Source organism: Sphingobacterium paramultivorum, from assembly GCF_014109745.1.
GTDB lineage: Bacteria > Bacteroidota > Bacteroidia > Sphingobacteriales > Sphingobacteriaceae > Sphingobacterium > Sphingobacterium paramultivorum.
This window is the reverse complement of sequence record NZ_CP058555.1, coordinates 2,199,876-2,221,932: the sequence shown is the minus strand read 5'-3', so window position 1 is coordinate 2,221,932 and position 22,057 is coordinate 2,199,876. Positions and strand designations below refer to the sequence as shown.

Here is a 22,057-nt window from a genome sequence, read left to right as displayed (position 1 = left end):
TAAGTAGATGAAACACAGGTCAAACTGGATGTCTGCCTTATTGGATAAGGTAGCCTATCCGGCAGCTATAAAAGGTGCGGAAAAAAATAATTTAAAAAAAGTGCAATATGCATGGGATAAAAAGTACCTCTTTAATTGTATAGTATATAGCTTGAGGCAAATAATATCGGCATGTACCCCTGTGCCGATGCCAAAGAGCGTAAAGGGAATGTTTACCATAAGGACAATTCTAATCCTGTTCCTTATGATGTTCAGTTTTCATATGTTTAGTTTATCAGCTCAGACGCCCCGCAAGGACAGCGGGGCGGAAGGGTTGTTATCTGTCAGCGGTACTGTCGTATCTTCAATTGATGGTAAACCGATCCAAGGAGTGTCTATCCAAGTGCAAGGTGAAAAGGGTAGTGCTTCGTCCAAAAATGATGGTTCCTTTTCGTTAACAGTCTCCAATCCAAAAGGCACAGTTGCATTCTCCCACATGGGGTTCAGGCGATTAGAACTGCCTTATGTTGCTGGGGTATCATTGCAAGTAAAATTGATACCAATAGAGAATCAATTGGATGAGGTGGAAGTCGTCTCTACAGGATACCAAAAGATTCCCAAGGAACGGGCTACGGGGAGTTTTGCCCAAACGGATATGAATTATTTTAATAGCCGACCGTCCACAACGGTGATCTCTCGTTTAAAAGGTTTGGTAAGTGGCTTGCGTTTCAACTCGGATAAGGATATCTCCGTACGAGGGCAGAGTACCATTTTTGCCAATGATCAGCCGCTGATCGTTGTAGACGGATTTCCCTATAGCGGTGATATTGATATGCTCAATCCGGAAGATATTGCCTCGGTAGATGTGCTCAAAGATGCAGCAGCTGCAAGTATCTGGGGGGCAAGGGCAGGAAATGGAGTAGTTGTCATATCGACAAAGAAAGGCCAGGCCAATCAGCCATTGACTATTTTCTTTTCTTCTCGTTTCTCAATTGCAGCAAGGCCAGATCTGAAATATGCACCCAACGACATGGATGCACAGACTTATCTATCGGCAGAAAAGTTGCTCTTTGACAATGGTCGATATAATACCTTATTTGACGATACGCAAAACTATCCGGTTATTTCGCCTTATGTACAATTGCTCCATCTGGGAAACATCTCGGAAGCAGAGGAACTTGCTAGCCAGCTTGGTAGGTATGATGTTCGGAATGACCTTTCGAAAGCTTTTTACCGCAATAGGCTCCTACAAAATTATGACTTCAATATCAGTGGTGGCTATGGTAAAGGGCAATATTACACATCAATTGCGTACAACAAGGATTTGCAGAGTCTAAAGAAAAATCAGTCAGACCGCCTTTCCATTAATCTGTCGAACACTTTATCCATTACGGATCGGATTAAGTGGACCGTTGGATTAAATTACATAAAGGCAAGAAACTCGGTCGATAATACGCTCGCTGAACTGCTCGGCGGCAATGGTCTTTATCCTTATTCACGCCTGTGGGACGACGAAGGTAACCAATCTGCTCTTTATCCAATATTCAATGGCAACTGGGTAGATCAGCTCGCGTCTCAAAAAGGTTTTATCGACTGGAGCTACTGGCCTCTGCAGGAACTTGGCCGTACTGAAAATCGAAGCGATAGCCATGATATCCGTGCCTATACTTCAGTAAACCTACAATTAGTCAAGGGCCTTACCGCCGATATCAGTGCACAGACGCAACAGAGCTTTATGGATATTAGCTTAATAGCTCCACAGGAATCTTTTGCTACCCGCAATCTAATTAACCAGTATGCGAAATTACAGGACGGAAAAGTCGTCGGATATAATATTCCGGTAGGAGACATTGCCAGTCTGTCTAAGAACCGTACACAGTCTGCTAACCTAAGGGGGCAGCTTAACTACACGCGCGAATCGAAAGAGTGGCGACTGGATATGCTGTTGGGAGCTGAACTTTCGCAGACGCAGCGTAATTCGGATTATTTTAGATTGTACGGCTATGATAAGGATATTTTGACCTCACAGCCGGTAGATTATATTTCCTATTTCACCTTATCACCTTATGGAACAGCTGCTGCAATTCCAAACTATAGCGGTCAGGGAAAGGGTGTAACTAGATTTGTGTCTACTTTTTTCAATGGTTCATTTGCATTTCGGGATCGCTATATAGTTTCTTCTAGTATTCGGATGGATGGTTCTAACTATTTCGGTGTCAATACCAATCAAAAGATAGTGCCGCTATGGTCTACAGGAGTAAAATGGCGGCTTTCAAAAGAATCTTTCTTTAAAAGAGGGCTATTCGACCAGCTTGATCTGCGCGCTACGTATGGCTATAGTGGTAATCTGGCTTCCAATCTGACAGGAGTGACCACCTTGCAATACCGTAGCAATGCAAGTTTTACAGGCTTACCTTATGCTACATTGGCCAACATTGGCAATCCCGATCTCCGATGGGAGCGTATCGGACAGGCGAATTTCGCTGTCGACTTTCGGCTGGCCAACAAATGGCTAGAAGGGAGTGTAGAATACTACCTTAGAAATGGAAAGGATATGATCGGTGATAAGCCTTTTGCACCGAGCAGCGGGGTGAGTTCTATGCGCGGAAACTACAGCTCTATTTCGGGGCAGGGTGTAGATATCAGGCTGACGGCTAATTTGCTAAAGGGGGGTACATTTGGCTATCGCTCTGACCTCCTATTTAGCTATACCTATGATAAGGTAAAGACCTATGACAAAGGTATCGTCCCTGTCATGTCGTATACGGCGAATGATAATATACCGCGGGTAGGTTTTCCGGTTCACAGCTTATACAGCTTCCAATGGGCAGGGCTTGATCCGACAAACGGTGATCCTCGTATTTTGGATCTGAATGGAAAGGCCAGTGCCGATTATAACAATGTCCTTAACAATCTCACTGCGGATAATCTGGTGTATAACGGCATGACCCGAGCAAAATATTTTGGTAGCTGGATCAACCGGATTCGCTATCTGGATTGGGAGCTCGGTGCAAGCATACTATATAAATTGGGTTATGTATTTCGAAAGCCAAGCCTATCGTATAGCCAGCTTGCCAGCGCAGGAAAACTGGTCGGGCATGCTGAATTTGCTAACCGATGGCGGAATCAAGGGGATGAACTGAATACGGATGTGCCAAGTTTTAGCTATCCGGCAAATACCAATCGCGACAATCTTTATCAATACAGCACGGTCAATGTAGGGAAGGCAGCGCATATTCGTCTTCAGGATGTCTTTATTTCTTATAAGCTACATCCACAGATCGGAAAGAAAAATACAGTATTGAAGTTTTCTGGGCAGTTGGAAAATCTTGGGTTGCTGTGGAGGGTAAATGATTGGGGGTATGATCCGGATTATATTTCGGGAAATGCCAATCCATTAGCAACTTATCCAATACCATTTCAAGTAACGCTTGGTGCTTCATTAACCTATTAATTCAATAAAAATGAAAATATACATGCTCATATTATCAGTGCTTGGGCTAAGCACGATGATAGCTTGTTCCAGCTCTTGGCTGGATATAAAACCGGATCAATCTTTAGTCGTACCCAAAAGCGTAGTGGACTATCAGGCCTGGGTGGATAACACATCCAAGTTCAATAATTCAAGTTCATTCGGTAATATGGAAGTCTCCGCTGACAACCTCTATGTACCTGATGCAACATTTAATGGACTGAGTTCTGCTGCAGCCCGCAATATGTATACTTGGGCAAAGGGGAACGACGATTTTTATGAAGGTGAGGGAAGTGCCAGTTGGAGCGACGCTTACGATAAACTCCTGCAGGTAAATGTGATTATTGAAGGCATCGATAAAGTGGAAAGAGCCTCAGATCCAACGGGCTGGGACAATGTAAAAGGTAGCGCATTGTTCTATAGAGCATTTTATCATTATGCACTTTTAGCAGAATTCTGTGGGGCCTATGATGAGGCCGATCCATTGGGTATCCCACTAAGGAGTACGGCAAATGTGAATGATAAGATGCAGCGTAGTTCATTGAAACAGAGCTATGAATACGTATTGTCGGATTTAGATGCGGCCGCGAAATTACTGCCATTAGCCCCCGCCAATAAACTAAGGCCTTCACGCTTGGCCGCTTGGGCAATGTCATCCCGGATCTATCTTGCCATGTCGAACTACACTGCTGCGTTACAATATGCGCAAATGTGCCTGAGTAGCAATGACCAGCTTCTGGATTATAATAGCTTAAATGTGTCGGCCAATTTCCCTTTTGATCGATTTAATAAAGAAGTGATATTGTCAGTCTACATTGCTAATCCTGCGATCTTATCACAAAATAACCATGTCATTGATAGCACATTATACGACTCCTATAGGGCGGATGATCTTCGCAGGCAGCTCTTTTTCCGTATTAATGCTGGACTTCCACGTTTCAAAGGCGGATATTTTGGCGTCGCCAATTGCTTTGTCGGACTCGCCGCTGATGAGGTGTATCTAAATGCCTCGGAATGTCTGCTGCGCACTGGACAGCTAGAAGAAGCCGAAAATCTGTTTAATAAATTGATGGCTACGCGTTGGAAAACAGGTAAGTATGTTCCTGTAAGCTTTAACGATCAGGCTACCGCACTAAAGATTGTTCTTGAAGAACGGCGCAAAAGCTTGCTTTTTCGCTGCCTTCGGCTTACTGATATTAAACGATTGAATAAATCTACAGATCAAGAAGTAACTATGCGACGGAAGCTCAACGGTAATGAAATTGTATTGTCACCAAATGATCCGAAGTACATACTGCCTATCCCGCAAAAAGAATTATTGTTAAATCCAATGAACCAAAATCCAAGATAATATGAAGAAGATATCTTTAAGTATAGTTATCCTGTTGAATACCGTTTTTATGCTCTCTGCACAAAGTAAATCAAATTTTGTCATGCAGTTAGCGGGTTTTGATCAATATGAGAACGCTGCAGTGACCATTCAGCGTATTGACGAAGATGCAGACGTATTAAAACTTGAAACAGAATTAACGGATGGTCACGTCTTTTCGGTGATCGGCGGAAAAGGTAAGATCGAGCTTGCAAATTTGCCGAAGCATTTTATACTTACAGTCAATATGTATAAACAGGGCTCTAGAAATGAGTTTATTGACAATTGGTATGTTTCTGCGACGGATAGTATAGTCGTAACCAATAATCATTCAGTAAGAAATTTTGATAAGATTACTTTTTCGGGCTTCGGTGCCGAACGATACCGTTTACAGTATATGCTGGATGGAATCCTATTAAATAGGGTTAACTACAAAAGATATTCAAGGTCAGGTAGATACTTTAGCGGTGAATATGCTAATTCAAAAGATATGGAGCGGGCCGTGGATATGAATATTGAAGCTGGTAGACTTGTCAATAAATCAGAATTGGATTTTCTTGCAAAAGAATGGATGTTGAAAAATATGTTTTACAAGATATATCATACCTATCTTTTGAGGCCGCTAACGGTTAGCTTCATTAAAAATGATTCCAAGCGCACCGAAGATATAGCGAGCATATTGAATAAATTTGAGTCGTTTTATGGAGGAACTATTGTCGAAAAGGGAAAATTGTCGTCAAGCAATTATATTGATTTTTATCTCGCTTATTGGTATTTAAAAAATACACTGTTTGGTCAAAACAAAATTAATTATAGAATCAAACTTTTAGAAGATAATTTCAAGGGACAGTCATTGGAAAATATAGGCTACGCTGCCATAAAGCGATCATTTTACGGAATGGATGAGGAGAGTAGAAAAGTTTTCTTGGATTGGCTTATTGCAAATTCAAAGTCTTCGATTCGACTAGAAAAGCTAAAGATTAGGGAAGCAGTGGCAGTCGGCAAACCTTTTCCCGATTTCGAATTAACAGATTTAAACGGTAAGGTTTGGCATAAAAAGGACTTATTGGGAAAAGTAGTCTTTTTCGATTTCTACTATACAGGGTGTAACAACTGTGCCATTTATTTTAAAAATACGGTATCTAAAGTAGAAGAGCATTTTAGTAAGAATCCAAACGTATTGTTTGTTAGTGTAAGTATCGATAAAGAGAAAGAACTATGGAAAAAGTCCATTGAATCGAAAAAATATAATTCAGATCATAGTATTAAGCTTTACACAAATGGCTTGCGAGACCATCACCCGTTGATTGAATACCTAAATATAAGGGCGTATCCTTTTCCAATCCTGATGGGCAAAACAGGCTTAATTGAAACATCGGATAATGTGAAATTAGGGAGAACTGGTAAGAAGATCGAAATGCTAATTGAGTCTATTAACCAGGTCTTAAAACGATAAAAGAAGCCGGAGTCTGATCTCCGGCTTTTTAAAAAATTACTATTGAGGAGTATATTGCCCCTCTTGATCGCTATTGGTCACAAATGTCGCTGTTGACGGCGGCGCTTGACCTATAACTGGATTTGCCGTACCCAGATTCCATTCGGACGAACAAACCTTGGAATCATTTGGTTGACATAACAAATTATCTTCATCTTGATATTCATAATCAGCTGGATTTGTTGAAGGGCTTCCAGTTGTGTTATAATAACGATGAATTCCAGCCAACTTCTTATTAGCGGCTGCTTGTTGTGTAAAAGACTGCGTCAATATCGCGCCGCCTATTGTTGCTACACCCAGTAGCAATTTCCCATATTTTTTAATCCGTACCATGGGTTTAAATTTTAGAATGTTTAACTTTTGTTCTTACCAGGGCAAAGATTCCCGCAATCAGCCAAATACTGTTAAAGACGATATGCGCTTCCCAGCCCATGGATTCGATTACTCCACCACAATGACAAAGCTTTTTCTCTGCAAACTTGACCATCAGACTGAGATAGATGGTAAATACCCCCATCAAAAGCGTTGAAGTCCACAGTGCAAAGCGCTTGATTCGGTATACAGGGATAACGAGCAGGATAGCCAGCACAATCTCCAGCGAGGGGATGCCATAGCCGATCAATTTCGCATACTGACCTAGATAGGGGATCTTACTATTGCCTCTGATAAACGTAGATAGGTTCATAAACTTGGCCCATCCGGTGTACATGTATAGAAAAGCATAGCCATAAATGATCAGATCAGGTAAGCGACGATAGATCCAGCGTGCACCCGAGCGGATTAAACTACCGCGTTTTGGGGAGCTTGCCGGTTGATCCTGTGGATCCACTGTGCTATTGAAGCGCTTTTCCATAAGCTTGTTTATGTGGGTGTTGAATTTCTTTTGTTTGCTGCGGAGCCAACAGCATATAACTGCCGGATTTCCTGCTTGGATTTACATTCACCGACATTGCGGGAATAGGGCAAATTTTCTTTTGTACTGTTTCATAACCTTGTTTTTTATTGGGGCATTTCGGATCAAGCTTCACCTGTACATTTTACTTTCTTCGATTAAGCTGAATGGCATTGCTTTGCTTTCTCCGAGCTGCTATTACAAAGTTCAAGTACAATCTATTGTCCATGTTGGGATTTTGAAGACTAAGTTTTGTGTTTAAACCGACAAAATATTTTGACGGGATGCCCAAAAAATTGGGCTATCAGCAATCATGGTCCCGCAAAAGGCGGCGGAGCAATTCGCTGCTGATTCCCATAAACCGGGCCAGTTCATGATGCTTCACATAGCTTCTGAGATCGGGGTATTTGTCAAATACAAAATCGTACTTATCCTGATTGTTTAACGATAATAGCTTATGCCGATAGTCCAGATAGGTCTGTTGTTTGTCTCTGAGATTGGCATACAGGTGAAAGACTTTCGAGTTGCGCGCATTAATTTCCTCCAGTTGCCGGAGTGAGGTACGATAGGTGCGGCAGTCACTCAGTGCGGTAAACTGATAGCGGTGTTTATGGTTGGGGATCATCAACGATTCACCAGCTAGGGCATAGCGTATGGGACAGGTCTTCTCATATTTCCCAAAGATGCCATCAACGATCAGATAAAGCTCGCCCCAGTCGTTGATGAGCCGTTCGCCCTGCATAAAGCGCTCTTCTTCAAATACGGCTGACAGCTCAGGGATCTCGGCCTGCCATTGTGGGTTGAGATCCCTAAAAAAGGGATCGAGCAGGTATTCTTTACTTTTCTTCATAATTAAGTATTTGGCAATAATTGTTCGTTTAAAATAGGCCGACAATTTATTAAACTCAGCTGGTGAAGTCAATTTTTGGGAAATAAAGGGTTCCACTAGGGATGAACGCTGCTATTGCAGGGACAAATTTAGCTTTTACCAGTTAATTGCTGTGCAAAATCCCTTTTATCCCAGAGAAAGACTTTATTTCCCATTTATTTTTTGTTTAAAAGGCAATTTTCATCTTTGTCACGCTGGCCGGCAAATGGAATAAGAAATGCTCTTAACGGGGCAACGGGAATGACCTGACCCGGATGGTTACAGGTCGACAAACTAAGGATAAAAATGGAAATAGAAACCGAAGTTGCGGAACCCATCGTCTTTGTCGGAAGCTCCATTATGGAATTCTTCTCCGAAGATCCGCCACTGATTGATCTGGGCGATGACAAATGTTGGCCCGAATCATTTTAAGCAGGTGGATCTGCTAATCCTGCAGCAGGAAGGCCTACTGGCCTTCCTGATCTTAAAGTCTTCTATTTTAACTCCTTTAGATCAATCTTATGAATACCCAACAGACCAAAAACCTGCACCGTCTCCTATGGCTGGCCAATGTACAGCAGTTTTTCCCGGATAAAGCACCTGAACAGTTATGGAAAGATTATACAAGCTGGCATAAAAACAGAGATCAGTTTCAACGCCTTTATAAACGCTATCCTCTTCATCAATTACCTGATTTCGGTCCTTTGCCAATGGACATACAACCTGCGGGAAGTATACTCATTTCCTTTCATTATGGCCCTTACAGATTACTACCTAAGTTTCTGGTCAAGTGCGGTTATCAGATTACGCTGCTTGCCGCGGCAGCTATTCTGGAGCGCGAAGCTGAATACTATGATGCCGAGCTCCGTAATGCGGGGCTGTCTAGCGAAATGCTGCAATGTATTGATGCCAATAACTCCTATTCGCTCAGAAAGATTTTGTCGGCAGTAAAGGAAAAACGGCTTGTACTTGTTTTTATGGATGCCAATGAAGGGCAGCGTATCGATCACAGCGATAGCAATAAATTGCCCGTCCCTTTTGCTGCGCACTATTTCTGCTGGCGGACCAATATTTTAAAGCTCGCGACAAGATTCCGTATCCCGGTATACTGCACCTATATGGAACGCTGCGAAGAGGAGATACCCTGGGCTGTCCATCCATTTGTGCCTATTTTGACCGATACGAAACAACCTACTGCGGCGGAAATGATGCATGCTTTTTCAGGGCTTCAGCTCAGCTTTCAGCAGATGATGAACCAGGGGTGGATATATTGGGAGAATTGGGCTTTTATCCATCAGTACAATGGCGATAAAGCGAATACTAGCCGGGGCATAACAGCGTCGGGAAGCTGGGTTTTACCCCTGGAATATCAACAGCAAAAATATCTGTTCGACATTCGGAATAGACAGTTTTTTCAGATTAAAGCTTGATTTCTTTAAAGTTAATTGTTAATTTAGAGGGAATAAAATGTTAATATATGAAACCTAACCCTACTTTAAATGCGATTCATAATAGTTTATGGATGCGATCGGCTATGGCCGCAGGGCTGATGATAATCGGTCTAACACTGATTAATGCCACAAAAATTCATCGTTTTACACCATTAAGCTACAGTGTGTTCTTATTTCCTTATTTGATTTATTTTTTACTGCACTATTTGGGGTATCGGACTGTTCTAGGGAAGCAGCGCCATCGCTGGCTCGGCTATGGGCTAATAATCCTTGCTGTTCTAACAGTCTATCACGTCGTTAAATTTTACTTTTATGCTCTGGTACCACAATTTATGGATGGTTTTTCGGCGCCATGGTTGCCCAAGCATAAACCGGTGCTGATTAGTAAGATCATTGGTGGTCTGTTGTTTTTTGTCGCAATATACCTGATCGACTACCTCATCTGGGAAAAGTACTACACCGGCCTTAAATTTCGGCAGGCTGAAATGCAGATTAAAAATATATCGAATGTGCAATTGCTGTCAGGCCATTTTCTCGGCAACGTCTATGATCTGTTGCAGCCCAGGAGCAAGCGCATCCGCAGCAGGAGCCTGGTGTTCTTCCAGTACGTTAGCAATAAAATCGTAAACCCAACGGTATTGGTACCTCTTGGGGAGGAATGGGCATACACGAAAATATTGATCTCTTATTCCAGCAACAGAAATTTTAAGATCGAAGGGGAGGAACTTATGGATAAAAAGCTCTTGAACAGATCTGTCCCCACGCTCACCATCATGACCTGGATCGAGAATGCGGTGAAGTATAGCCCCGATGATCCACATGAATGGATCGAAGTAAAATGGATTAAGGTATCGGAAGGTATGCAGCTGCAGATCCATAACCGTATTGCGGCAGCTGATGTGAAAAAAGGAACGGGCAAGGGCCTGGAACTGGTCAACAGATTATTTGAATCGATGGAAAATCAGCTCATTGAGCTCGACTATATGGTGGCATATCAGGAATATTTTATAGTGAAACTGACTTTCAAAAACCAATAATATGGCAAAATACGATGTGGTCATTATTGACGACAATGCATACGATATCCGTATGGCGGAAAGTGCATTTAGGGAAATCAGCCAGGTGGGAGATATCAGGAGTTTTACCAAAGCGATAGACGGCTTTAATAATATTATTGATAATCCGCCAGATGTGCTGCTATTGGATGTGGAGATGCCGCAGATGTCAGGACTGGATTTGTACCAGACGCTGCCCGGGGAGAAGCGCCCGCCGGTCATTTTGTATACCAAGTCTGCTCAATATGCGTACGAAGGGATCAAGATTGCCGTGGCCGACTACCTGATAAAACCGGTAAGCTTCTCGGATCTTTACCTGGCATTCAAGCGCGCCTTGGACCAGAAAAGTATCCACATTAAGATGGATTTCAATATTGAGCCCAGCGGAAAATGGTTTAGTTTCAAAAATATGGACAGGCTGGTCAAGTTTGCCGATATCGTGGCGGTATCTTCCTGTAAAAACTATGCGGTCTTTCATTTGCGGCAGCCAGCAGAAGATTTTAATTACCGACTGACGATGGATGAGGCGGAGGCCATGCTTCCTCAAAGTACTTTTGTGCGGGTACACCGCGGTTTTATTGTCAATGTCAATTTCGCTACTACCGTTGTCGATCGTAAGATTTCTCTCCCAGACCGTACCGATCTGGAGATCAGTGTAAGTGATATGGGGCTGATACGCTTACGTCAATATTGTTGATTGGCCTATTTTTATGAACTTTTTATAAACCCTAAATAAATATGTATGCGTAAAAATCAGTACCTCAGGGGCTTTTCTATAAGTCCCGGGCATTCCTTTGCCCAAAAATTGATCTTGCTGGAACTCCTGGGAGTAAAGCGCCAACTGGCAACTTATCTCGACCTGCGGGAGCAGCTGGAAGTGGAAAATGTGCTGCTGCGTGATGCCGAATATGTCAAATCGCATGTCGGCATCTCTACCGAAACACTATATCGGCTGCAGCGGGATGGCTATATCTGCATTGCGAAGCGCGAGCGCAACAAACGCTATTTCCGTGATGTGGATGTAGAGCGCCCGCGCAAGAGCTACCGCGGCCTATAACCTGCTCGGTCAATCGATTTTTACCTGTATACGCATTACTTTCTTCGGGCGTCTCTCTAAATGGGGAGGCGTTTTTTTTTATCTATTTTTTTGCATCACGTAGTTTGTGAGCTCCACGCCCTTTCGGCTGACTTGCTGCTCGTGGATGACCCGATATCCACGGCGCTCAAAAAAGGGCTTTGCCGTAATCGAAGCATGGGTTGTAAATAGATCGCATGCGGCAGCATTTTCCAGTTTATGGCACAGTGCAGTGGCAATACCCTGTCCTTGATAGTCTTTGTGCACGTAAAGGCGGTCGAGGTAGCCTGCTGTTGTGATATCGCCAAATCCTACAAGCTGATTACTCACCACTGCAACGAAGGTATGGTGTGCCAAAAAGGATTCGTTCCAGGCCTTTAGGTCAAGCTGACCCGTCGCCCACACATCCAATTGCTCCTGGCTGTAATCTGCGGCATTGACCGTATGCACCGTATCATAAAATAACTGACTGATCTGTGCCAGATCGGAGGGCTGATAGTGTCGTATTTCCATTTTTTATTTTTAAGGGTTTCAAATTTAAGATTATTTGCACGATTGCCCAACTTTCTTCTCCCTTTCTCCCGACCAGCTCCTGCCTTTGCAGCAATTTTCATCGAATTGGCATCGGAATTTCATCGGGAAAATCCGATCAGCACCCGATGAAATCTCGATGAAAATACGATAAAAGCAGGGAGTTAATCGGGGATTAACTCCCCGACAGTCAAAATATGACCAGGATTGTCAGGTAAGAGCTATTGTGGCTATTTGGTTGATTAACAGTGTTTAGGTGTTCGTTTTACACTAAAACGTTTTCGGTAATCACACAACCGATTGCGTTTGGTTCTCATAAGATGAATCTGGTTTTTTAACTGGATATTACAGCCGTCATTCATTTCGGTCTGTTTGACCTGAGGGCGATAAATAACTTAATTTAAAATCTATACATTTTTTTCAAGATGAAAACCAGCAAACGTTTACTTATTTTGATGGCTATTGCATTATTCCAGCAGGGGCTCGTAAAGGCTCAGTGGACAGGCAAAAGGGAAAAACCTGCTCACCCCATTGAAGTGAAATTTGGCGCCATTACCAAGCCAAACAGGACTGATCCGGCAATGGCCGCATTTCGAAATTATGGACTCGGGCAATTTATCCACTGGGGTTTATATGCTATTCCGGGCAATGAATGGAATGGTGTAAGTGCGCGGAGCGGGGCGCCGGCATCGGAGTGGATCCGAAAATGGGAGGGATCTACCGTACCTACAAATTGGATAGAGACATACGACAACTTGTACAAACAATTTAATCCAAAAAATTTTGATGCAAAACAGTGGGCCAGGCGCGCCAAAGAAATGGGCGCGAAATATGTCATCTTTACAACGAAACACCACGATGGATTTTGCTTATGGCCTTCTAAATACTCGGATTATACCATAGCGAACAGCCCTTATAAAAAAGATATCGTGAAGCAGGTCGTGGATGCATATACGGAGCAAGGTATCGATGTGTTCTTATATTTTTCTGTAGAGGAATGGAACAACAAGGACTATGTCAAAAACATTCCAAAAACGCCTGATGAAATAGCTCGGTTTGATCGCTTTTTGAAATATACCAGAAACCAGCTGCTGGAATTACAGACAAACTACCCCAAAATAAAAGGCTTTTGGTTTGATGGTACCTGGGATCCTTCCTGGATAAATGCTTATGCGTTTACATACAACCTAGAGAAAGAGCTGAGAAACAACAATCCAAACCTCATCATCGGTTCGCGTTTTCGAAATGATGAATATGAAAGCCGGCATTTTGATTCAAACGGCGTCTTATTGGGCGATTATGAACAGGGCTGGGAGCGGAAGATGCCTGCAGATATGGAGTTGCTTGGCGGAAACGATTGGGACTGTGTGATGACAATACCGCCCAACGGCTGGGGATATATAAAGAATACGGATGGGATGTATTTGAAAACAACAAATGATATCATCGATTTATTGATGAAATCTCGTGCTATGAACGGTAATTTTGTCCTCAATTTCGGTCCGGACCAAAATGGAAATATGAGTAAACACGAGAATGAACTTATTACAGCACTGGGAAAATGGACGAAAACGAATGCTGAAGCCATCTATGATGTGAAAAACTTTCCGCTGGAAAGTAAATATGGTTACTACACCTTGAGCAAAACTGATCCGACCTCGCTGTTCTTAACGGTAATCAATAGACCTGTAGATGGTATATTAAGACTTACTTTTCCTAGAAATGCCAAATTGGTTCCCGCATCGGCAGCTTTACTAGATCATGAGCGTGATCTGCTGCTGAAAAAAGCAAATATCGGTTTGGATAGAGATACAAATACATATTTCGATATCATTGTCCCTGAAAATTTGAAAACGAAAAGAGCTTTTGTAATTAAAATAAAACTAAATACTCCAACAATTTCAGAAAATAAACTGATGGATGCGAAAATCTAAATAGTAATAATAACTGGTAGTAATAAAAGGCAGGAGTTAATAACACATTAACTACCTGCCAAACCAAATAATGCCATTATCCTAAAATGGCAAAGTCGTAGATAAATCCCTTGATTTTTTTAAACAGTCTGTATAATTTCTGCTAAACTCTTACGGCTTTTGGGCCGAAAGGTTAATTGATTGGCGTTATCATCTGCCTTTTTAGTTTCGATTTTATGCCTCTTTTAGTGTTTACGTTGATGCTATAATGTATGGAGACAGGCCTATGATCGGTCAGTTTTCCGATGCCTTTCGGTCAGCTATCGGTCTAATGTTTTTTGTGTGTTTGTTCTTGATTTAAAGTGTTTTATGTTTGTTATGTCAATCAGAAATACCGGTATAAAAAAGGGTTGATTTTAACACATGGGAACTATTGTAAACGGAGCAAATGGTGGCTTTAAGGGTAAAGCCGGCTCCATAATTGGAAGCAGTTGGAAGAGCATCAACTACATCAAAGGGCTTTATAAAAAAAGAACAAAGCCCGCCTCAGAGGCACAGCTCATCCAGCAGGAAAAGTTCAGGACGCTGATGCGTTTTCTGCTACCGATCAATGTCTTTCTGAAAATCGGATTTGGCGGTAAAAACACCGAGAAAGTGACCCCGATGAATGCCGCATTTCAATTCAACCTCAAAAGGGCGATCACAGGTGTCTATCCCGATTTTTCGCTTGATTATTCCAACATCAGTATTTCGGATGGTGGCTTATACGGCGGTGGTACAGTCTCAGCCTCCTTTGACTCGGGTGAACTTATCTTTACCTGGTCGACAGGTGCCAGCGAAACGTTCGAAACCTTTGCGGATGACTTGGTCTACGTGCTGGCTTATCATCCCGAAAAAGATGAGTTTATTTCAACGCCGGCACCGAGTACGCGATCGATGGGTGTGGTGACCTTTCTGGTGCCCGACCATCTGGCTTCCGGTTCAGTGCATACCTGGCTGTTTTTGTCCAATCGGTCCAAAACACGGGTGTCCAAAAGTGTGTATCTGGGCGAGGTACAGCTTATCTAATTAACTGTGGGCTGGGCCGATCGGGCTCAGCTCCTTTTTAACATTTTATTATGGCAAAAAAGACAATCAGCCCCGGGCAGCAGCGGGTGCGTGCGGCCTTTAAAGTGGGGGTGGCTTTTTTGAGGCCCTTAAATGGATTGGTCAAAAAGGGGTATTCCGAGATGGCCAAACGGAAAAATAGCCTCGCAGGGGGATTGGCCCTGGGATATTTACTTAAGATGGCCATCAGGCATGAGGAGGGTGGACCTGTGGTAGATCCTGCATTGGTACGCCTCAGTGAAGGTTCTCTGCCCGGTCTATATGGCATAAGCATAAATCGTTATACCGATTCTATCGAACTGACGCATGAGGTACGGTATTCGAGATTTTTAGATTCGGATGACCGGCTAATACTTTGTGCCTATCAAATGGATAAAGGTTATGCCTACGTCAACGAGCAGATCTGGCAACGCCGGGAAGGGCGCGTAATTGTGTCGATTCCAGAAGGATTCCGAGAGGATGGATTCCATCTTTATCTCTTGCTGTCAGACCGGAAGGGTACAAAGTATTCACGGTCAAAATATCTGGGTTATTCAACAAAATGAAAACAAAACATATGCTGCTGCTCCAACGGAAATATGGGGCACAGGGAACCAATGGAACCATCACCTATCAGGGTGAAGAAATCTGCCATACAATCGAACTGCCCGATCGAAATAATATTCCACGGATAAGCTGTATCCCTATTGGGCAGTATAAACTGGAAAAGCGTCGTTACGCCAAGCATGGCGAGCAGATCGGCATCCCGATGGTGCTTGGTCGGGAGGCAATTCTGATCCATGCGGCCAACAATGCTTTAAAAGAGCTGCAGGGCTGTATTGCCCCGGTAACGACTTTAACCGGTGAAGGTACAGGGGATTACAGCGGTAAGGCCTTGGCAAAACTCAAGGCGCTGGTGTACAGTCTTTGGGATATGGGGGATGAAGTGTATTTGAATATTCGATAGCAATTTGGAGGACATGAATTTGCGCTGCATTCCTTTGTGCCATCTTCTTAGCAATATGACGGCATAAATCAAACTCGCTTTGCTCGGACAGTGATTTATGCTATCGTCATATTGTGTCAGCGATAGGCAGTCGAAATGCTAGGCTTTCAATTATTTGTCCTCCCGTATTGCCCGAATAAAGAGGAGGAATGATAGGATGGACGATTTGAAGCATCCTATATAAGTAAATATCATGAAAAAAATCTTAAACAAAATAGGAAAGGTGCTGCAGGTGGTTCTTGCGGCTCCCGTTAAATGGCCCGGAAAGGCGGGTAGCATCTTGAAATATATCGCTGTGGGCCTGGGCATCTTGGAAACAGTTATGGAAGAGGAAAAGCAGCCAGCTGTAAATAATTCCGAGCCGCCCATGTTGCCCAAGGAAAGGAGTGACGCTGATGAGAATCAATGATATCCGCATCTCTGCTCTAGGGGGAACGCTTTGTTCCATCTGGGCAAGTATCTCGCTGGACGATGTGCTGCAGACGGTATTGACGGCTGCGCTGGGTACGATTGTTAGCTTCGCAACCAGCAGACTCTTAGGGCGTATGAATAAAAAGTCAGGTCATAGGAAACCTTAGCCAGCTTGTTGGGGACGTCTCCCTTAACGGTGAGACGTTTTTTACTCAAATCCCGATCTTCTTCGGTCCTTCTCCTGATCAGCTCCTGCGTTTCCAGTAGATCTCATCGGTTTGGCATCGGGATTTCATCGGGATAATCCCATCAGGTCCCGATGAAAATACGATCAAAGGCAGGTATTTGCTCGTAACAAATAGCCAATTGTAGGCGTCGAGTGAATGATTTTATTTGACCGCAGTAACCTCTAGCTCAACCAGAAGTGTTTCGAAAAGGTGTTTTACTTCCATCACAGTGGAGGCTTGCTGAAGCTGGTTCTTTTGAGCCCATGCTTGAAATAGATCAAAATTTTGAAATAATTCAGCAGAAGATGTCGTGTAGATGTTCAAGCGTACGATATGGCGAATTTCATATCCTGCTTCTAAAATGACACGCTCCACATTAGCAATGGCGAGTGATAGCTGCGTACGCATATCAGCATTACTTGAGATGCCGTTTTCGTCAATTGCGGTTTGTCCTGAAACATATAGGGTTCCACTTACATCTTTTACCTCTACCGCTTGTACATAATTCCGTTGCTCTTGCCACTTCCAGGGATTGATTGTTCTCTTTTGCATAGTCACTGTTTTTTAATGCCTACAAAGTTCGAGAGATCCCGAGAAATAAACCTGTGACTGAAATCACTATTTGTAAATTCGGCTGAGCGTTTCTCTTGAAACACCCAAATACTGCGCAAGAACCGTTTTAGAGATGCGCTGTACCAAAGCAGGATAAGAGCTTATAAAAAGTTCATAACGGGATTTTGGGCTGTCTGTCAACAAGGACAGTATTCTATGCTGATTGGCGATATGCCCATTGATTGATTTTTGTAAAAAGTAGTTCGACAGACTATACTGCTGCACAATACGCTGGTAATCCGCATAAGATAATGAATACAGCGCTGTTGGCTCTAAGCATTGTAAATAAAGCTTTGACCGGGTTTGATGATAAAATGCCGAAAAGTCCGTTTCCCACCAATCTTCGAAGGCAAATGATAAGATATGCTCCCTGCAATTTTCATCTTCGTAGGAGAGTTTGACCAATCCGGATTGTATCCAATACAGATCTTTTACCAGATCATTCGGTTTAATAATAAAAGCGGCTTTTTTGTAGGTTTTGTATATAAAGTATTGTTGAATCGCTACGTGCTGCTCTAGCGGAATATGCTTAAAAATATCGTTTTCAAGGCTGATGTTATGATCCATAATCAATGAGGTTTAACCGGGTGTTTTTATCGATCCAGATAAAGAAATGTTATAAAATTCCCAGTTAATTGCTGCGGTATACTGCTTTTATTTAAGTAATCAAATGTAGCCAATTTTGTGGTCAAAAAAAACTTCAAGTGAAATCAAATCAGGTCTGTAATCGGTCAGTTTTCCGATGCCTTTCGTTCAGCTGTCTTTTTAATTTGATTTATATATTTGTTGTTGATTTAAAGTGTTTTATGTTTGTTATATCAATCAAAAATGCAGGTGTAAAAAAGGGTTGATTTTGGAACAATAGGGACCGAAAGTGATACTTGATGGCATTAACTGAGTAAAGCGCACTCCTGTAGTGCGCTTTTATCATTCGTATGGCTTGGGGATGAAACCAGGATAGTACGATTATCCTTCAGACATGGCTAAAGTGAGACTAGCCGTAAATCCTAGCCCCGTCGTTGTCACGGCCTTTATGGTCACCTTATAGTTGCCAGCTTTCAAACTGTCGCTCTTTTTCACGGAAACGACGCCTGTTTGGGCATTTACACTAAACAGCTTTTCGCTATCTGTAAATGCGAGTCCATCTTTTTGTATTGAAACCAGTTCGAATGCAGATTTATATTTTTCGGGATATAGTGTTGGCGCTGCAGAGACATAACCATTTGAGAGGCCGATATGTATGAGACTAAAGTCTATGGTCAAGTTTAGATCGGGATAATATTGCCCAAACAAAAATTTAATTTGTGGAATCAGAATGACCCTGAAAGTCGTGGCGGCGACAGGAAAACCATCTTTTCTAAGCTCGGGAGTCAATTCGAATGACTTTTCAGCTTTTTTTTCCGGATCTTCCGCATCCTTTGCTAAGTTGATATGCGTACCTGTTATTGAAGCAATGTTTTCTTGTCCATCCTTTTTAACCAAATGAAAGCTAGCACCAGTAATTGGTAGGCCGAGAGGATCTATTTCAAAATCAGTAGATTGGTCGCCATACAGTACATACGAATAAGGTAACTCGTTACCATTTTTTAGGCCTTTGATAGCAATAGATCCAGCCGTTATCTTGATTGAAAAACTTTCTTTTCCTACCACTTTGTCCTGAGATTCTTTGGCTATGACAGTGACTTTATAATCATCGGGAATCCGTGCGCTGCTCGATTGAGCTCCGTTTGGATAGAGTAGGGAACTGTTAATCAGTATGCTTTGTTTTTCGTTATCAAATTTGATGGCCTGGTTCAATTTATCACTGAGTTTAATCCCGTTGCCCAAATTGATGTCTGCAATCTGGGAAAAGTCAAAGCTGAACGTAAGTCCTGCGTTTGCAGATAGGTCTTTCGGCAGCTTAATTTCCTGTGTTTCGCCGTAGCGAAGACTGATCTGCGATGGTAATGAAAGCGAGATTTCAGTGGGTGTAGGCGCTGTTTCCTTTTTACAGGATGATGCAGCTCCGAGCATCAGAATCAGTGCCCCCGCAAGGACGATTTTTGTGTTGATGTATTTCATGTGCTGTAAATTTTTGACGAAGGTAGTGATTGTAAATTATTAATGCAACTATATTGCATTTGTAGTTTTCTTTTTTAATTTTGCAGCTCAAACAGGAATAGGCTAGACGATGTTACGGTATCAGAAAGAAGTTTTTTTAGCATCTCTAATGCTATTATCTATCGCGCAAACAGTGCGATCACAGAGTAAACCAGCAGTGGATACATTGCGAAGCTATACGCTTCCGACCGCGGAGACCACTGGCTTTGTACCGGGCCATGGGCAAAAGACGAGGCTGGATCGAAAACAGCTGGATCGTATACAGGCACAAACGCTTGGTGAAACATTGAGCCATATCCCTGGGATACAAAATGCTTCTTTTGGCCCCAATTCTGGTATGCCGATGATACGGAGTCTAAGTGGTAGCAGGGTAAGTGTGTTGTCCAATGGGCTTTCGATCAATGATTTATCGGGAATAAGTCCAAACCTTAACCCCAATTTCGATATGGACAATCTGCGCGAAATAGAATTGTACAAGGGTGCTGCGACTGTATTATTCGGAGGAAAGGCCATTGGTGGAGCGGTCAATGTTAAAGACAACACCATTCCGATGAATCGTCTGCCCAAGCAGATTACAGGTCAGGCCAATGCGGAGTTAGGAACGAATAATGGCAATAGCCAATCGCTGGCTTTCAATGCAAACATTGGAAAGTACTGGGTGGGACATATTGGCGCAATGAGGCTCAGGCACGGAAATCTCAAGATCCCGGGCAATACAAAAGCAGCCATTGCTTATGATCCAAAGATCGATCATTTGACCGCCGCAATGGCACAGGTAAATGTCGATCGGGAGACGATTCGAAATCTGACGCTATATCCCTATTTGAGCCAGTTCGTGATCGAGCATATGGGCGATCCAAAGTGGGGCTTATCGGAAGCCGATCTGTATACCTTTGAAGATTATTCATTTATCAATGGATCAAAGGTCCTAAACCCTCAAAATGACAAATATGTCGCTGGGCAGGATCCCAACACGCCACTTTACACTGAAGTCGTTCATGGGATTACAGATTACGCACCGGTCAAGCGTGGCGTGATGCCCAATAGCCATGCCGAGAGAAATGCTGTCAATGCAGGTGCCAGCTATATCAGAGACAACTTTCGGCTAGGTCTGGGGCTTTACGCGCTTGAAAGCTATTATGGTATTCCCGGTTTTGCGCAGCGCAACAAGCCTGTCCATAGTCACACGACAGTTTGGACCCCGATATATGAACCGATTAACACGCGTACCTATTCATATGCCTGGCAGGTAGAGTCTGCTTTTAAGCCAAAAACAGAGTTGATCTCGGCGGTTAAATTTAATTACCGCGGTGAAGTATCAGACGACCGGGAGCTCCTGGGCAGGTACCGTGTCAATAAGTTCGATAGTGAGCGTCATGCGCTTCGATCGGAGATAACGCAACAGTTTAATCCTTTTTGGTCTGGGACGAGTGGGGTTGATTTTTCAGTTGTGGCCTTAAAGGGCGAGGGGGATCGGCGTTATATCCCCAATAATCTGAGCCGGGAAGGAGGGATCTTTACCTTGCAGACAATAGAACTTAATCCAGTTGCCCTTCATGTAGGTTATCGGCACGACTGGGTTGCGCGGCGTACATTGAGCGATCCCACTTATCAGCGCAGCAGGGGGATGGCCGGAGGTGATCTTTCAGCCCGAGATTTTAACTTAAACCATTTTTCGGGAGATATCAAGTATTCAATTTTTGATATTGCCTATGTACAAGCCACATTTTCACACGCAGAACGCGCACCAGGGGTGAATGAACTTTATGCCGGAAATGATCATTTTGCAATCCTGGTAGAAGAAAATGGAGATGATCGACTGAACAAGGAAAGCTCAAATTCCTATGAGTTATCTGCAGGGGTAAAATATGGAGGATTCAAATGGTCGGCGACGCATTACCGCAGTTTTTTTAAAGATTACCTGTATTTGGCCCATACAGGCATTTCTCGTTCTGGAGGTTTTTTGGTCAAGGAATGGCGTGCTTCAGATACCGAAATTCAGGGCTGGGAGCTAGAAGGAGGCTATACCTATGCATGGGCCAAAGATTGTCATGTAGCGTTAAATGTTTTCGCTGATCTCGTCAAAAATATAAATACTTCGGATGACAACATGCGCAAATGGGCAGAAGGTGACTTTATGCCCAACTTACCAACCAGCAGGTATGGAATGTCGGCTGCACTTCAATATAAAAAGTTTTTTGGGAACGCCAATTTTGATCGGTATCTGAAACAACGCTATTTGGGTAAAAACATCAATATTGAGCCGCCGATGCCAGCTTATTCTTTGTTAACAGGACAATTAGGTTATAAGGTAAATATAAAAAGATATGAGTTTGTCTATTTTATTTCAGGAAATAATCTATTGAATGTAGAAGCACGTCCGCAAAATTCCATACTCAAATATCTTGCCCCCCTTCCGGGACGGAATATTTCCATTGGATTGAAGTTATTGCTCTGAAGAATTTGGTTTAATCGTCAAGCGTATGACATCTCTTCCCTCGGGAGCACGATCTGT

Annotated in this window: 21 protein-coding genes; 14 read left to right on the top strand and 7 right to left on the bottom strand. The window is 42.9% G+C overall.

The annotated features are described in order from the left end of the window. Positions 1 to 7 precede the first annotated feature (7 nt). From HS960_RS09660 to HS960_RS09650, 3 genes are read left to right on the top strand one after another with little or no spacing between them, the layout of a single operon-like run. Entirely contained in the window at positions 8 to 3,433 is a 3,426-nt protein-coding gene (locus tag HS960_RS09660; protein WP_182332368.1) for a SusC/RagA family TonB-linked outer membrane protein, read from the top strand. Between the two features lie 22 nt (positions 3,434 to 3,455). After that, positions 3,456 to 4,802: a RagB/SusD family nutrient uptake outer membrane protein gene (locus HS960_RS09655; RefSeq protein WP_182332366.1), complete on the top strand. Its 1,347-nt coding sequence runs from the start codon at positions 3,456 to 3,458 to the stop codon at positions 4,800 to 4,802. 1 nt (position 4,803) lies between these two features. Beyond that, complete coding sequence (locus HS960_RS09650) at positions 4,804 to 6,276, top strand: TlpA family protein disulfide reductase (RefSeq protein WP_182332364.1); 1,473 nt, start codon at positions 4,804 to 4,806, stop codon at positions 6,274 to 6,276. A gap of 39 nt (positions 6,277 to 6,315) precedes the next feature. On the opposite strand, the gene HS960_RS09645 is transcribed toward HS960_RS09650, so the two are convergent. From HS960_RS09645 to HS960_RS09635, 3 genes are all read right to left on the bottom strand, one after another. Next, a complete protein-coding gene (locus tag HS960_RS09645) occupies positions 6,316 to 6,648 on the bottom strand; it encodes a hypothetical protein (RefSeq protein WP_182332362.1) in 333 nt (110 codons plus the stop codon). 4 nt (positions 6,649 to 6,652) lie between these two features. Further along, positions 6,653 to 7,168 (bottom strand): MauE/DoxX family redox-associated membrane protein, encoded by a 516-nt coding sequence (locus HS960_RS09640; RefSeq protein ID WP_182332360.1) that lies wholly within the window; start codon positions 7,166 to 7,168, stop codon positions 6,653 to 6,655. Between the two features lie 343 nt (positions 7,169 to 7,511). Next, the gene (locus HS960_RS09635) at positions 7,512 to 8,153 is read right to left on the bottom strand and encodes a cyclic nucleotide-binding domain-containing protein (RefSeq protein WP_182332358.1); all 642 of its coding nucleotides are present in this window, start codon (positions 8,151 to 8,153) and stop codon (positions 7,512 to 7,514) included. A gap of 228 nt (positions 8,154 to 8,381) precedes the next feature. Here HS960_RS09635 and HS960_RS27010 point away from each other — a divergent pair, with 228 nt between their 5' ends. From HS960_RS27010 to HS960_RS09615, 5 genes are all read left to right on the top strand, one after another. Next, a complete protein-coding gene (locus tag HS960_RS27010) occupies positions 8,382 to 8,507 on the top strand; it encodes a hypothetical protein (protein WP_262889715.1) in 126 nt (41 codons plus the stop codon). A gap of 89 nt (positions 8,508 to 8,596) precedes the next feature. After that, a complete protein-coding gene (locus HS960_RS09630) occupies positions 8,597 to 9,505 on the top strand; it encodes a lysophospholipid acyltransferase family protein (protein WP_182332356.1) in 909 nt (302 codons plus the stop codon). A 47-nt stretch (positions 9,506 to 9,552) separates the two neighbouring features. Then, positions 9,553 to 10,563 (top strand): LytS family sensor histidine kinase, encoded by a 1,011-nt coding sequence (locus tag HS960_RS09625; RefSeq protein ID WP_182332354.1) that lies wholly within the window; start codon positions 9,553 to 9,555, stop codon positions 10,561 to 10,563. 1 nt (position 10,564) lies between these two features. After that, entirely contained in the window at positions 10,565 to 11,278 is a 714-nt protein-coding gene (locus HS960_RS09620; RefSeq protein WP_182332352.1) for a LytR/AlgR family response regulator transcription factor, read from the top strand. Between the two features lie 45 nt (positions 11,279 to 11,323). Continuing rightward, the gene (locus HS960_RS09615) at positions 11,324 to 11,638 is read left to right on the top strand and encodes a hypothetical protein (protein ID WP_182332350.1); all 315 of its coding nucleotides are present in this window, start codon (positions 11,324 to 11,326) and stop codon (positions 11,636 to 11,638) included. 78 nt (positions 11,639 to 11,716) lie between these two features. Here HS960_RS09615 and HS960_RS09610 read toward each other — a convergent pair whose 3' ends face one another. Continuing rightward, positions 11,717 to 12,169, bottom strand: a complete 453-nt coding sequence (locus HS960_RS09610; RefSeq protein WP_182332348.1) for a GNAT family N-acetyltransferase — start codon at positions 12,167 to 12,169, stop codon at positions 11,717 to 11,719. A 443-nt stretch (positions 12,170 to 12,612) separates the two neighbouring features. Between HS960_RS09610 and HS960_RS09605 the strand changes: the two genes are divergently transcribed. From HS960_RS09605 to HS960_RS09585, 5 genes are all read left to right on the top strand, one after another. Next, positions 12,613 to 14,121 carry an alpha-L-fucosidase gene (locus HS960_RS09605; RefSeq protein WP_182332346.1) on the top strand — a complete coding sequence of 503 codons (1,509 nt, stop codon included), beginning with the start codon at positions 12,613 to 12,615 and terminating at the stop codon, positions 14,119 to 14,121. A gap of 402 nt (positions 14,122 to 14,523) precedes the next feature. Beyond that, on the top strand, positions 14,524 to 15,168 hold the full coding sequence (locus HS960_RS09600) for a DUF6266 family protein (RefSeq protein ID WP_182332344.1): 645 nt from the start codon (positions 14,524 to 14,526) through the stop codon (positions 15,166 to 15,168). A gap of 50 nt (positions 15,169 to 15,218) precedes the next feature. After that, positions 15,219 to 15,752, top strand: coding sequence for a DUF6266 family protein (locus tag HS960_RS09595; RefSeq protein ID WP_182332343.1), 534 nt, complete (start codon positions 15,219 to 15,221; stop codon positions 15,750 to 15,752). Continuing rightward, the gene (locus HS960_RS09590; protein WP_228280271.1) at positions 15,749 to 16,153 is read left to right on the top strand and encodes a DUF5675 family protein; all 405 of its coding nucleotides are present in this window, start codon (positions 15,749 to 15,751) and stop codon (positions 16,151 to 16,153) included. The genes HS960_RS09595 and HS960_RS09590 overlap by 4 nt, the downstream gene beginning before the upstream one ends. 232 nt (positions 16,154 to 16,385) lie before the next feature. Then, a complete protein-coding gene (locus HS960_RS09585) occupies positions 16,386 to 16,601 on the top strand; it encodes a hypothetical protein (protein WP_182332342.1) in 216 nt (71 codons plus the stop codon). 391 nt (positions 16,602 to 16,992) lie between these two features. Here HS960_RS09585 and HS960_RS09580 read toward each other — a convergent pair whose 3' ends face one another. The 3 genes from HS960_RS09580 to HS960_RS09570 all read right to left on the bottom strand — a co-directional run bounded on the left by HS960_RS09580 (position 16,993) and on the right by HS960_RS09570 (position 19,503). Further along, positions 16,993 to 17,382, bottom strand: coding sequence for a RidA family protein (locus HS960_RS09580; RefSeq protein WP_159727067.1), 390 nt, complete (start codon positions 17,380 to 17,382; stop codon positions 16,993 to 16,995). A 66-nt stretch (positions 17,383 to 17,448) separates the two neighbouring features. Further along, positions 17,449 to 18,009, bottom strand: coding sequence for a Crp/Fnr family transcriptional regulator (locus tag HS960_RS09575; protein ID WP_182332341.1), 561 nt, complete (start codon positions 18,007 to 18,009; stop codon positions 17,449 to 17,451). A 399-nt stretch (positions 18,010 to 18,408) separates the two neighbouring features. Continuing rightward, a complete protein-coding gene (locus HS960_RS09570; protein ID WP_182332339.1) occupies positions 18,409 to 19,503 on the bottom strand; it encodes a hypothetical protein in 1,095 nt (364 codons plus the stop codon). Positions 19,504 to 19,651: 148 nt separating this feature from the next. Between HS960_RS09570 and HS960_RS09565 the strand changes: the two genes are divergently transcribed. Further along, entirely contained in the window at positions 19,652 to 22,000 is a 2,349-nt protein-coding gene (locus HS960_RS09565) for a TonB-dependent receptor (protein ID WP_228280269.1), read from the top strand. Positions 22,001 to 22,057: the final 57 nt, after the last annotated feature.

Bases quoted from the DNA above. Each gene is read 5' to 3' on its own strand.
- HS960_RS09660 (WP_182332368.1), top strand. From the start codon at position 8: ATGAAACACAGGTCAAACTGGATGTCTGCCTTATTGGATAAGGTAGCC.
- HS960_RS09655 (WP_182332366.1), top strand. From the start codon at position 3,456: ATGCTCATATTATCAGTGCTTGGGCTAAGCACGATGATAGCTTGTTCC.
- HS960_RS09650 (WP_182332364.1), top strand. From the start codon at position 4,804: ATGAAGAAGATATCTTTAAGTATAGTTATCCTGTTGAATACCGTTTTT.
- HS960_RS09645 (WP_182332362.1), bottom strand. From the start codon at position 6,648: ATGGTACGGATTAAAAAATATGGGAAATTGCTACTGGGTGTAGCAACA.
- HS960_RS09640 (WP_182332360.1), bottom strand. From the start codon at position 7,168: ATGGAAAAGCGCTTCAATAGCACAGTGGATCCACAGGATCAACCGGCA.
- HS960_RS27010 (WP_262889715.1), top strand. From the start codon at position 8,382: ATGGAAATAGAAACCGAAGTTGCGGAACCCATCGTCTTTGTCGGAAGC.
- HS960_RS09630 (WP_182332356.1), top strand. From the start codon at position 8,597: ATGAATACCCAACAGACCAAAAACCTGCACCGTCTCCTATGGCTGGCC.
- HS960_RS09625 (WP_182332354.1), top strand. From the start codon at position 9,553: ATGAAACCTAACCCTACTTTAAATGCGATTCATAATAGTTTATGGATG.
- HS960_RS09620 (WP_182332352.1), top strand. From the start codon at position 10,565: ATGGCAAAATACGATGTGGTCATTATTGACGACAATGCATACGATATC.
- HS960_RS09615 (WP_182332350.1), top strand. From the start codon at position 11,324: ATGCGTAAAAATCAGTACCTCAGGGGCTTTTCTATAAGTCCCGGGCAT.
- HS960_RS09610 (WP_182332348.1), bottom strand. From the start codon at position 12,169: ATGGAAATACGACACTATCAGCCCTCCGATCTGGCACAGATCAGTCAG.
- HS960_RS09605 (WP_182332346.1), top strand. From the start codon at position 12,613: ATGAAAACCAGCAAACGTTTACTTATTTTGATGGCTATTGCATTATTC.
- HS960_RS09600 (WP_182332344.1), top strand. From the start codon at position 14,524: ATGGGAACTATTGTAAACGGAGCAAATGGTGGCTTTAAGGGTAAAGCC.
- HS960_RS09595 (WP_182332343.1), top strand. From the start codon at position 15,219: ATGGCAAAAAAGACAATCAGCCCCGGGCAGCAGCGGGTGCGTGCGGCC.
- HS960_RS09590 (WP_228280271.1), top strand. From the start codon at position 15,749: ATGAAAACAAAACATATGCTGCTGCTCCAACGGAAATATGGGGCACAG.
- HS960_RS09585 (WP_182332342.1), top strand. From the start codon at position 16,386: ATGAAAAAAATCTTAAACAAAATAGGAAAGGTGCTGCAGGTGGTTCTT.
- HS960_RS09580 (WP_159727067.1), bottom strand. From the start codon at position 17,382: ATGCAAAAGAGAACAATCAATCCCTGGAAGTGGCAAGAGCAACGGAAT.
- HS960_RS09575 (WP_182332341.1), bottom strand. From the start codon at position 18,009: ATGGATCATAACATCAGCCTTGAAAACGATATTTTTAAGCATATTCCG.
- HS960_RS09570 (WP_182332339.1), bottom strand. From the start codon at position 19,503: ATGAAATACATCAACACAAAAATCGTCCTTGCGGGGGCACTGATTCTG.
- HS960_RS09565 (WP_228280269.1), top strand. From the start codon at position 19,652: ATGCTATTATCTATCGCGCAAACAGTGCGATCACAGAGTAAACCAGCA.